The sequence below is a fragment of the Synechococcus sp. B60.1 genome (genome assembly GCF_047462555.1).
Classification (GTDB): domain Bacteria; phylum Cyanobacteriota; class Cyanobacteriia; order Thermostichales; family Thermostichaceae; genus Thermostichus.
Map to the genome: position 1 here is coordinate 1 of NZ_JANSJN010000091.1, position 11,078 is coordinate 11,078.

Sequence of the window (11,078 nt, forward strand, 5' to 3'; positions counted from 1 at the left end):
GGGCAGAAGAAGAGACAAAAGCTCTGCTGCCAAGCGGGTGAGGAAACCCCACCCGCCTACGCGGTGGGGTAGTTCATTTTTTGTCCAACTGACTTTGCAACCACCCTTGGATATCCCGCAAACTTTCTGGGGAAACCTCGTGGCCCATTGCGTACTCGCGGTAGGTAAAGCTTAGGGGCAAAGAGGCAAAGTAGTCGCGGATCTGGCGGCCAAAAGCCACCGGCAAGACGGCATCGGCGGTGCCGTGAACCACCAGGATACTGAGGTGCTGCAGCCGGGCGGGTTCTACCGCCTCAGCTAGGATCTCTGGCGAAAGGCGACCGCTAATTGCCACCACCCCGGCCAGCTTTTCAGGCTGGGTGAGAGCCAGATACAAGCTCATAATTGCCCCCTGGCTAAACCCCAGCAAATACACCTGCGCCGGATCCAAACCCAGACTCGGGATCCCCTGATCCAGAAAGTGGCTTAAAAGCTCCCGGCTACGGCGGGCTTGCTCCGGATCCCCCACCAGCCCTTCCGGCGTCCAAGCCATTTCAAACCAGGCAAAGCCGCCCGCCCCCCAGGGAAGCGGTGCCCTTAGGCTAATTACCGCTAGGCGGGGATCCAAGTAAGGAGCCAATTGGAGGAGATCCCCCTCGTGGCTGCCGATCCCGTGCAGCATCACCAACACCGGCACCTTTCCAGGCCTACCTTGGCGGGGGGGTTGCAAGCGGTAGGCAAGGGGCAGAGAAGAAGACACTGCACTCCTCAGGAAGAGGGACGCCTATTGCTGGCCTAGACCCACTCCCGGGGCTGGCGCAGCACTTCGTAGAGCTGGGCTTCCCAGCTATCGGGCGGCGGCTCGTAGCCGTATTCCCAGCGCACCAATGGCGGCAATGACATCAGGATCGACTCAGTGCGGCCTTGGGTCTGCAGCCCAAAGATCGTGCCCCGGTCGTAGACCAGGTTGAACTCCACATAGCGCCCGCGCCGGTAGAGCTGGAACTGTCGCTCCCGCTCCCCCCATTCCATCCCCTGCCGCCGCTCTACAATCGGCACATAGGCCGGCAAGAACGCCTCGGCACAGGCTTGCACCAGCTCAAAAAGATGTTCCCAACTGCGGGATCCCACCCGCGCCTGGAGTGGCGGCGGCTCAGAGGCAAGCTGGTCAGGATCCGCTTCTGCCTCCCCCTCAGGACGGTAGAGCAGCCCGGGCCGGTCGTCTTGATAATCAAAGAAAATGCCACCAACGCCGCGGGCCTCGCCCCGATGGGGCAAGAAGAAGTAGCGGTCGCACCAGATCTTAAAAGCCGGGTAGTAGGCCGGATCCAGCCGGTCGCAAGCCGCCTTGATGGTGCGGTGAAAATGGGTTGCATCCTCCTCAAACAGGTAGTAGGGGGTGAGATCCATGCCGCCGCCAAACCACCAAACCGGCCCTGCTTCAAAATAGCGGTAGTTGAGGTGAACTGTTGGCACATAAGGGTTGCGGGGGTGCAACACCATAGAGGTGCCGGTGGCGTAGAAGGAATGACCTGCTGTCTCCGGACGCTGCTTGAGGATCGAGGGGGGCAGCTGGGATCCGAACACCTCGGAAAAATTGACCCCTCCTTGCTCGAACACCCCTCCCTGCTGAATGACCCGCGAGCGACCGCCGCCACCGCCAGGACGCTCCCAACTGTCCTCGCGAAACTTGGCTTTGCCGTCCAGTGCCTCTAGTCGAGCACAGATCTCATCCTGGAGATGCCGCATAAACTGGCTTACTCGTTGACGAGCATCCAGCAGCGGTGCTGTCGGGCTTGCGGTCAGCATCATCGTCTTCCCGTCTCTCGAAATGGACAAAACAACTCCTCTACTAAGGGCAGACCCCCGCCTCAGGCCTTGCAGGCGCGGAGAACCCTTCTCGGCAATCTAGGCCATCTCTAGATTACTCTAGTTTTAAGTGGGAACGACCGCGTGGGGGCGGAGCCTTGCCCACTTGTTCCGCTCCTCGCGAAAACTCTGGCAGGCCACCACATCCCACTCCATCTCGGTGCCCCCGTTGCGGATATTGACGTTGATCTGGGGTCCTTGCGGCTCAAAATCCGGCGTCAGGGTGAGGTGGGGCTGTTGGTGCTGCGCTTCCACGGCGTGATAGGTGGTGCAGCGATCCACATAGTAGCAGTGAATACAAATGCACATGGCTGCTGCCTACCCGAAAGAGTCTGTGATCTCGACAATAGCATCCTGTCTGCGGAGAGACGGGGGATCCGGCTTGCTCAACCGATCCTTGAGACATTTCTTAGGAAAGAGAGGCATTTCCCCTTCTCTCGTCTAAAATCTCAAGGTACTCATCCACCCATGAGGCTAAGGCTTGGTTCCTGGTCAGGATCAAGCCAAGCAGGCTATCCTGAGGAATTGCCATGAACACCCACACCCGCTACCGCTTTACCTGCACCCTCTCCTTTGGGGATATCTACGGCCAGATCATCGTTTGGCTAATCGTGATTTTTGCCGGCCTGGGCGCCGCCCTCTCTTTGATGAACAGCCCCCTCTACGCCTTTCTCACCATCGCGCTGATCTTGGTCATCTCCCTGCCTTTTCTGCTCTTTGCCTTTGTGACGACGCTGCTCAACCACATCGAGTTTGTGGCTGTTCCTTCAGAGGAAGAAGAGGAAGGGCGCACTGGGGCGGCCAAGTCGCCAGTGGCCGTCAGCTAGCAGCAGTCTAACCTAGCGGCCCCAGGGAGGAGCTGGGGGCAGGGACAGCGGCGCTTTCTCTATTAAGGGTTGTTTAAAGCTTTGTCAAATTTTGTTATAGTTGGATCCAGCAGCCTCGCGGCTTGATCCCTTTGCCGTTGGCACTTCCTAACTGAGGAAGGCGACAGGCGGTCTACAGCTGGCTCAAGAACGGGCTGCAAGACCGTTGAAGAGGTGCATGCAGGGGTGATGTGAGGTGAGGGAGAATAACTTGATCCAGCTCGACTACCGAGTGTACCGGCTGGCGCGGCTGTTGAGCGAATACCTCAATTTGGGGGAGTTAATTGCGGTTTCCGCTGGATCCCTGGAGGAGGAGCCGCTGGCTCCCGCCGAGTGTTCTGCCTGCTGAGCTGGATCTGGCGCCAACAAGCGGGATCCCGTAGGCTAGGTAACTTGTCTCCCGTTGCATCTCCTATGCGGATCCCTTCCTGGTGGCCACAGCTCAGTTTTCAGGTCTGGCTAATCTTCGTCGGTCGGCTGCTTTCCCAAACCGGAACCGGCTTTGCCCTCTTCTACACCCCCCTCTTTTTTGTTGACCAGGTGGGGCTAAGGGCCACTCAAGTGGGGCTGGGACTGGGCCTCATGGCTCTAAGTGGCGTGCTTGGCCGCATTCTCGGCGGCTCAATGGCTGACGGCGCTTGGGGGCGCCGCTCCACTTTGATCCTCTCGCTGGCCATTTCTGCTGCTGGCTCGTTTGGGTTTGCCCTCTCCCAGGGTTTCTACAGTTTTGCCCTGGCCAGTCTGGTAGCGGGGATGGGTCAAGGTTTGTACTGGCCACCAGTGGAGGCAATTGTAGCCGACCTAACCACGCGCGAGCAGCGCAACGAAGCCTATGCCCTCAACCGCCTGGGGGATAACTTGGGCCTCAGCCTCGGCGTGGCCATGGCCAGCGCTCTGGTAGCCCTGACAAAGAACTACCGCCTCTTGTTTGTGATCGACGGCCTCACCTACTTGATTTTTCTAGCGCTGCTCTGGTTTTGCATTCGGGAAACTCGGGTAGCTCAGTCGGCGGCAGAGCCCCTGTGGGCCGGCTGGAAAACTGCCCTGAGGGATCGCTCCCTGGTGGTGTTTGCCCTGGCCAACATTTTCTTCACCACCTACATTGCCCAGCTCAGCAGCAGCTTGCCCCTTTACTTGCGCAAGGGGGCTGGGATCCCTGAGGTACAGATTGGCACGTTGTTTGCCCTGCACGGCGCCCTCATTGCCCTGCTGCAGCTGCCGGCAGCTCGTTGGCTCAATCGCTGGACGCGCGTCCGTGCCCTCCAGGGATCTGCACTGATGTGGGGGCTGGGATTTGGATTGATTTGGCTCAGCAGCTTGGCAGCGCAGTTGGGAGCGATGCCAGCTATGGGGATGGCGGCTTTGGCCTTGGCGGTGCTCTCGTTGGCCTTGGTGAGCTACAATCCCTCCGCTTCGGCGCTGGTGGCAGATTTGGCCCCGGATCATCTGCGGGGGGTCTATCTGTCGATCAACTCCCTCTGCTGGGCAGTAGGCTTTGCTATCGGGCCGCTAATCGGGGGGATGGCTCTGGATCTGCCGCCCCCTTGGGCAGGAGGGCTGTGGCTCTTCTGGGTGTCTACCGTCAGCCTGGTTTGGGGGATCCTCGGCTTTTTGGATGGCACCCTACCCTGCAGAGTCAATGCGGCGACGGCCTCTCCGCCGCAAGCGGCTGTTCCCCTGCGCAAGGCAGAGCCCCAGGGTAGGAAGCTGGATGGTTTGTTAAGCTGATGTTACCTTCAACCCTCGCAGCATGAGTCGTATTTGCATTCTTGGGGGTGGCTTTGGCGGGTTGTACACAGCCCTGGAGCTCGTCCGCCGACCTTGGCCGGAGCCGCCACAGATTACGCTGGTGGATCGGCAGGAGCGCTTTGTCTTTGCCCCGTTGCTCTACGAGCTGCTCACGGGCGAGCTGGAAGACTGGGAGGTGGCTCCCCGCTTCCAGGATCTGCTGCCGCCAGAGTCGGTGCAGTTTTGCCAGGGCTCTGTGCAGTCCATCGACCTGAAAGCCCGCCGCGTCCTGCTGAGAGAGGGGCAAAGCCTGGAGTACGACACCTTGGTGCTGGCGCTGGGAGGGGAAACCCCTCTGGAGAGCGTGCCGGGAGCAGCGGAGTTTGCCTTTCCCTTCCGCACCCTGGCAGATGCCCAACGGCTGCGGGCCCACCTGAAAACTCTGGAGGCGCGGGATCCGGCTCAGCCGATAACTCTGGCCATTGCCGGGGCGGGGGCAAGCGGCGTGGAGCTAGCCTGCAAATTGGCAGACCGGCTGGGATCGCGGGGACGGATCCGTCTTATTGAGGGGGGATCCCGGATTTTGTCGGGCTTTGCTCCTTCCAGCCGGGAGGCGGCCCAAGTGGCGTTGGCCCAACGGCGGGTGCAGGTGGAGTTGCAAACCAAGGTTTTGGGCATCGAGGCCCTGGGTGAGAACAGCGCCCCCCCCTTCCGCCTACAATTGCAGCGGCTGGAGGCCCAGGAGACGGCTACGGATCTTGTGGATGCGGTGCTGTGGACCGTCGGAACCCGACCGGCAGCGGTGATCGCCAACTTGGATCTGCCCAAAAGTGAGCGGGGACGGCTGCAGGTTTTGCCCACCCTGCAAACTCCCCCCTTTCCAGAAGTGTTTGCCCTGGGAGACGTAGCGGCGGTGGTGGATGCCGAAGGCCAGCCGGTGCCCGCCACCGCCCAAGCAGCTTTTCAACAGGCCGGCTATTGCGCTTGGAACCTGTGGGCCTTGCTCACGCAGGAGCGGCCCCTGCTGCCGTTCCGCTACTTTTCTCTGGGGGAAATGCTCAGCTTGGGGACGGATACGGCGGCGCTTTCTACCCTCGGCGGCCTCACCCTGAGCGGCCCCCTGGGCTATTTGGCCCGACGAGCCATCTACCTGGTGCGTCTACCTACCCTGGAGCACCAGCTCAAGGTGGGATGGAACTGGATCACCCGCCCGCTGTGGCAGGCCCTAGGAGCCCTGTAGCTGGCGGGAGCGCTCGTAGGCTGCCCGCACCGCCTGCATCAAGGCCCCCCGTACTCCCCCCTCTTCCAGGACTTGGATCCCGGCGATGGTCGTTCCCCCTGGGCTGGTCACTTGATCCTTGAGAAGGGCGGGGTGGAGCTTCTCGTGCTGTAAAAGGGCAGCCGTGCCCGCCAAGGTCTGCATCGCCAGTTGGGTGGCGAGGGGACGCGGCAGACCCACCCCCACCCCCCCGTCGATCAGCGCTTCCAGGATCACCGCCAAATACCCCGGCCCCGATCCCGACAGGGCCGTCACCGCATCCATTTGGCTTTCGGCCACCGTCACCACCTGGCCTACAGCCCGAAACAACCTTTCCACCTGCTCCTTCTGATCAGGCGTCACTCCTGGCCCGTAGCAGATAGCCGTGATCCCTGCTCCCACCAGCGCCGGTGTGTTGGGCATGGTGCGCACCACCCTCTGCTGGGGAAAAGCCTGCTGCAACTGCTGCAAAGGGATCCCGGCCATAATCGAGATCACCAACTGCGCGGCGGACGGCTGGCCCATCTCAGCCACCACCTGCGGGAAAACCTGGGGCTTGACGGCCAAAAATACAATCTCAGACTCTCCCGCCTGAGATAGATCCGCCAACAGCCGAATGCCCAGCTCCTGCTGTAGGGTCTTGGCCTTGTCCGGGTCGGGCTCCCGCAGAGCCACCTGAGCTGCAGGATAAAGCCCCGCAGTCACCCAACGCCGCAGCAGGGCGGATCCCATGGCTCCCCCCCCGATCACACTCAGCAGTGGTCGCTCCATACTGGCTAGTGCTGGCCCACCGCCTGCAAATGTTCATAGCTGCTGGGCCAGAGAGGGGCAGGGCTGTGCAAGGGACGCTGCAGCGGCTGCACCCCTTGGCTACTGGGGGTGGAGACCGTCACCGTGCTGGGGGTGAACAAAAAAATGTTTTCGCCAATGCGCTCCTGGTGGCCATCGATGGCGTAGGTGCCACCGGCAACAAAATCCACCGAGCGCTGTGCTTCGGCGGGATCCATCAGGGTCAAGTTCATGATCACCGTCTTACGCTCCCGCAGGTACTGGATGACTTGTGCCATCTCGTCAAAGCTGCGCGGCTCCAGCACCACCACTTCGCTGGTGGGTGGGTTGACACCCGGTAATCCAATTACGTTGCTCCCCATACTGCCCCCTGCTAAGCGATCCCGAGGTTGACTGCGCCGATGGCCCCGCGACTCTTCTCGACCGACAGACCCTTCCCCGGCTTCCGCTCCCCGTTGTCGACGTCCGCGTGGAAGGGCACTGGCTTCCTGCTCTTCAGGAGCCGGTTGGGAACGGCGTCCCTCGTAGAGCACTTTGTAATCATCCTGCTCTTCCATCTCAGGGTACTCTTCCAGGCCGTCCACGGGATCATTCAGGCCCACAAAATCTCTTACCCTGCTCCAAATTCCATTGACATTCATCGTCCAAATCCTCACTACAGGTCATGGTTTGCGGCAAGCGCAGGATTCAGCCTCTTGATTGGATCTTGAGTGGCCCAGTCAAGCCAAAGGGCATCTCCAACCTTTATTTTTTTAGTTAAAGTCTTTCAGAAGGTCGAGACAGGGTTTGCTCAAGAAGCTGCCGAGGCAGGTTAACAAAACCCATGGGTTCGACGAGTCGAGTTTACCCAGAAGAAGTGAAGATGTCATCCCACTTGTCCAGCCACTGCTTTGGCCAGAGTCTACTGCGCTCCTTGTCCAGCTTGAACACGTGTTAACGGGAGTGACGCAAATGATTACAAGTTTCCCTAAAATTTCCCCGACAGGGTAAATTTTGGGCGGGATTGCCCTGTTTTTGCCCGATTCAGGCCGAACTCCAACCCAGAGCGTGCCCTGCAGGGCAACTCCGGAGTTGCGCGGCTTTACACAAAATTTAATCACAATTCAGCGGCTTCATGGAGGCTCCATCTATGCTATTTCCGCTCGGCATCGGCGAACAAAGCGCGCCCCAGCCGAATCAGGTTGGAGCCTGCGGCTACCGCCAGGGGGTAATCGTCGGACATGCCCATGGAGAGGGTGTGCAACTGCAGATGCTCGTAGCCGCTGCGCTGGATGTGATCGGCCAGCTCGGCCAGCTTGCGAAACAGCTCTAGAGCTGCCTCTGAGCTCAAGCCCAAAGGCAAAATGGTCATCAGGCCCACAATTTGCACCTGTAGCAGTTGGTTCAGTTGCGGCAGGCTTTGCAGCAGATCGGGGATGAGCCAGCCGAATTTATTGGGATCCGGGGCCAATTTCACCTGCAAGCAGAGCTTGGGGGTAAGGTGCAGCTCCCAGGCTTTTTGGTTGATCAGCTTGGCCAGGCGCAGGCTATCAACGCTGTCAATCCAGGCAAATTGTCTGAGGGCCGGCTTTACCTTATTGGTCTGCAAATGCCCGATCAAGTGCCAGACAATATCGGTCAGATCCTGCAGTTGCGCCTGTTTGGCGGCTGCCTCTTGCACTCGGCTTTCGCCAAAGTGGCGGATCCCGGCTCGATAGGCGGCGCGGATGTGGTTGACGCTGTAGCCTTTGCTCACCGCCATGATCTCCACATGGCCTGGGATCCGGGCGCGGATGGCCTGAATGCGGCTGTGGATGAGCTCTTCGTCAACGGGGGGCGGCGACGCTTCAAGGGAGCTGGAAGAAGGCGGAGACATGGCTAGGGCCACCTAGGAAGCTAGCAGAAGATCTCGACAGAGAGAGTCCAGTCCTCGTTTTGTCTGGATACTTCGAGATTGGAGCCGGTGCTCCAGCGGCCAGGTGGAAACAGGGGGAACCCAGCCATAGCCCAGTTCTTCTGGAGCCTAGCCCAAGGCCGCTGCCAGGATCTGATAGGCCAGCTTGGCGGCGGTGAAGGCGCTGCGGCGATCGGTTTCCCGTTCCCCGGTGACCGCCAGCTCCACCACATCGGCGCCGACGATTTGCCGCTGCTGCCCCAGGGCCCGGATCAGCTCTACGGTCTCCCACCAGCCCAAGCCGCCGGGTTCAGGGGTGCCCGTGGCCGGCACGACCGCAGGATCCAACCCGTCCACATCCACCGTCAGGTAAACCTGGGATCCCAGCGTGGCGATCACCTCGGGGATCCACTCCTGGGCTGGCTTGCCGTGCAGGCTGTGGGCAAAGAAGGTGTGCAAGCGGTGCTTGCGAATGGCCTGGCGGTCTTCGGCGCAGAGGGAGCGGATCCCCACTTGGGTGAGGCGGCCGCCCACTTGCTCCACCACACGGGCCATGGCGGAAGCGTGGGAGTAGCGGGATCCCTCGTAGCTGTCTCTCAGGTCGCAGTGGGCATCGATCTGCAGCACGTGCAGTTCTGGGTAGTGGGACAGGTGGGCGGCAATCAAGGGGCCAGTGATGGAGTGCTCCCCGCCAATGGAGAGCAGAAACCGCCCTGGCCTTACCCACTCGGCAGCGCGGCGCTGAATTGCGGCCATGGCCAACTCGTGGGCGTCCAGCCCCTCGAACTCCACTGGCGGCGCCGTCCAGTAGCGGGAGGTCTCTGCGGCAAAGTCGGGGTGGAGAGCCGGCTGGCAGTCTCTCACCTCGTCGTAGATCTCTACATAGGCAGAAGCCTGCAACAGCGCCTGAGGGCCTTTGGCCGTGCCTTTGCCGTAGGAGGTGGTGGCCTCGTAGGGGATAGGCAACACAATGGCTTGGGCCAGCTCCGGATCCGGCTCAGCCAGGCCCAAGAAGGGGAAAGGAGAGCGGTACATGGCAAGAGCAGAAGAGGGGATCCCTATTGTATTGAAAGATCTTGGGATAGCCCGCAAAAATTGGGGTGACCGGCCAAGGGCGGATCCCTTGTAGGATGGCAGCAAACCCTCTAGACTGAGCAAAGGTTGCCCCAGCCGATTTGCTTTCACTCCTCTTGTATCCCGTTTCAACAAGCTAACGAGCCTATGACCACAGCCTCTCAAGCTGCCCTTTTCGACGCCCTTGCCCGGCGCCGTGCCCTCAAGATCATCAGCGGCCTGCAAAACTTCGACCTGCAGTCGGTGCTGAAAGTCACCCGTGCCGCCCAGGAGGGAGGAGCCACTTGGGTGGACATCGCCGCCAGTCCCGAATTGGTGCAGCAGGTGCGAGCGCAAATTGATCTGCCCATCTGTGTGTCGGCGGTGGAGCCGCAGCAATTGGCTGCCGCTGTGCAGGCGGGGGCCGACATGGCCGAAATCGGCAATTACGACAGCTTCTACCCTTCGGGCCGCATCTTCTCCGCTGCGGAAGTTCTAGAGCTCACCCGCCAAACCCGCTCTCTGCTGCCGCGCACGCTTTTGTCGGTAACCGTTCCCCACACGCTGCCTTTGGATCAGCAGGCGGAATTGGCCGAGAAACTGGAAGATCTGGGGGCCGATCTCATCCAAACCGAGGGCGGCACCAGCGCTGAGCCCCGTCACGGCGGATCCCTAGGCCTGATTGAGAAGGCTGCCCCCACCCTGGCTGCCGCCTATGAGATCAGCCGGGTGGTCTCGCTGCCGGTCATCTGCGCCTCTGGCCTCTCAACGGTGACGGTGCCCCTAGCCATCGCTGCCGGCGCTTCAGGAGTGGGGGTGGGCAAAGCTGTCAGTCGCCTTCAGGATGAAGTGGCCATGGTGGCCCAGGTGCGAGCCCTCAGGGAAGCTTTGTCTGAAGCACGGGTGCCGGCGCTTGTTTGAATTGGATGGGAGAGTCCTTTTCCCGGTGGGGTGGCTGTGCGCCACCTCTTAAAGTTTTGGCCTTGGCCGATCTAAGGGGGAGCCGGTTGCAGGCTAGAAAGGCAGCTTCTGGAAGAGAGCGGCAAGTGGCAACTGGAAGCCAGGGATCACCTCTTCCCGATCGAGGGTGTCTGCGGACTTCAGCAGGCGCTTTGGCTCGTGGGCGGAGCGATAGACCAACACAGAGGGATAGCTTGGTGGCCCCGTACTCAGCGCTCCGCGCCGCTGACGCGAGTAGGGCGGGGCGGAAAAGCCTGTCAGCAATTTTAGTTGCTCATCAATCGTATAGTTGTCACCAAGGTGAGCCTCTAAAACGGTGAAAAACCCGACTGGTGGCAAGCGTTCGGGGGAGATTAATCTCTCAGCCAGCCTGCAAGGAGTCCGTCCCGCTGACGCGAACAGAAAAGTCAGCAGAACTTTGGGGATTTGCTTCAAGGAATTGGCTAGAGGCGTCTTGACAACACCGTTACGGGTTCAGCAACGGACTGCGATGAACTACCCCACCGCGCAGGCGGGTGGGGTTTCCCCATCCGCTTTACGGCGAGATTTTTGTCTCTTCTTCTGCCCCAGTTGCTTCATGGATCCCGTGTACCGGGTCTCTGTTCGCGAAGCGTGGCGCTAGCCATAGTAGAGCTGAAGCATCCAAGACTCACGAGGCGGGTTCCCAACCCCGGTTGCTGATTAGTAGCAACGTTGTAGAAAA

The 11,078-nt window shown here is 60.5% G+C and carries 12 protein-coding genes; 5 read left to right on the top strand and 7 right to left on the bottom strand.

The window, feature by feature from the left end:
• Positions 1 to 73: 73 nt before the first annotated feature.
• The 3 genes from NW863_RS10220 to NW863_RS10230 all read right to left on the bottom strand — a co-directional run bounded on the left by NW863_RS10220 (position 74) and on the right by NW863_RS10230 (position 2,157).
• Positions 74 to 739: an alpha/beta hydrolase gene (locus tag NW863_RS10220; protein WP_414366142.1), complete on the bottom strand. Its 666-nt coding sequence runs from the start codon at positions 737 to 739 to the stop codon at positions 74 to 76.
• A gap of 35 nt (positions 740 to 774) precedes the next feature.
• Positions 775 to 1,788: an oxygen-dependent coproporphyrinogen oxidase gene (gene hemF / locus NW863_RS10225; RefSeq protein ID WP_414366155.1), complete on the bottom strand. Its 1,014-nt coding sequence runs from the start codon at positions 1,786 to 1,788 to the stop codon at positions 775 to 777.
• Positions 1,789 to 1,914: 126 nt separating this feature from the next.
• Positions 1,915 to 2,157, bottom strand: coding sequence for a Ycf34 family protein (locus NW863_RS10230; protein WP_414362132.1), 243 nt, complete (start codon positions 2,155 to 2,157; stop codon positions 1,915 to 1,917).
• 221 nt (positions 2,158 to 2,378) lie between these two features.
• Here NW863_RS10230 and NW863_RS10235 point away from each other — a divergent pair, with 221 nt between their 5' ends.
• The 4 genes from NW863_RS10235 (at position 2,379) to NW863_RS10250 (ending at position 5,682) form a co-directional block, all read left to right on the top strand.
• Complete coding sequence (locus tag NW863_RS10235) at positions 2,379 to 2,675, top strand: hypothetical protein (protein ID WP_414366143.1); 297 nt, start codon at positions 2,379 to 2,381, stop codon at positions 2,673 to 2,675.
• A gap of 235 nt (positions 2,676 to 2,910) precedes the next feature.
• The gene (locus NW863_RS10240; RefSeq protein WP_414366145.1) at positions 2,911 to 3,063 is read left to right on the top strand and encodes a hypothetical protein; all 153 of its coding nucleotides are present in this window, start codon (positions 2,911 to 2,913) and stop codon (positions 3,061 to 3,063) included.
• A gap of 65 nt (positions 3,064 to 3,128) precedes the next feature.
• Positions 3,129 to 4,442: an MDR family MFS transporter gene (locus NW863_RS10245; protein WP_414366146.1), complete on the top strand. Its 1,314-nt coding sequence runs from the start codon at positions 3,129 to 3,131 to the stop codon at positions 4,440 to 4,442.
• 22 nt (positions 4,443 to 4,464) lie between these two features.
• Positions 4,465 to 5,682 carry an NAD(P)/FAD-dependent oxidoreductase gene (locus NW863_RS10250; RefSeq protein ID WP_414366148.1) on the top strand — a complete coding sequence of 406 codons (1,218 nt, stop codon included), beginning with the start codon at positions 4,465 to 4,467 and terminating at the stop codon, positions 5,680 to 5,682.
• On the opposite strand, the gene proC is transcribed toward NW863_RS10250, so the two are convergent.
• From proC to speB, 4 genes are all read right to left on the bottom strand, one after another.
• Complete coding sequence (gene proC / locus NW863_RS10255) at positions 5,668 to 6,471, bottom strand: pyrroline-5-carboxylate reductase (RefSeq protein WP_414366150.1); 804 nt, start codon at positions 6,469 to 6,471, stop codon at positions 5,668 to 5,670. The genes NW863_RS10250 and proC overlap by 15 nt on opposite strands.
• Positions 6,472 to 6,476: 5 nt before the next feature.
• A complete protein-coding gene (locus tag NW863_RS10260) occupies positions 6,477 to 7,046 on the bottom strand; it encodes a cell division protein SepF (RefSeq protein WP_414366157.1) in 570 nt (189 codons plus the stop codon).
• 575 nt (positions 7,047 to 7,621) lie between these two features.
• Entirely contained in the window at positions 7,622 to 8,344 is a 723-nt protein-coding gene (locus tag NW863_RS10265) for a YggS family pyridoxal phosphate-dependent enzyme (RefSeq protein ID WP_414333442.1), read from the bottom strand.
• 147 nt (positions 8,345 to 8,491) lie between these two features.
• Positions 8,492 to 9,502, bottom strand: coding sequence for an agmatinase (gene speB / locus NW863_RS10270; protein WP_414366152.1), 1,011 nt, complete (start codon positions 9,500 to 9,502; stop codon positions 8,492 to 8,494).
• A gap of 81 nt (positions 9,503 to 9,583) precedes the next feature.
• Here speB and NW863_RS10275 point away from each other — a divergent pair, with 81 nt between their 5' ends.
• Entirely contained in the window at positions 9,584 to 10,336 is a 753-nt protein-coding gene (locus NW863_RS10275; protein ID WP_414366154.1) for a DUF561 domain-containing protein, read from the top strand.
• Positions 10,337 to 11,078 lie beyond the last annotated feature (742 nt).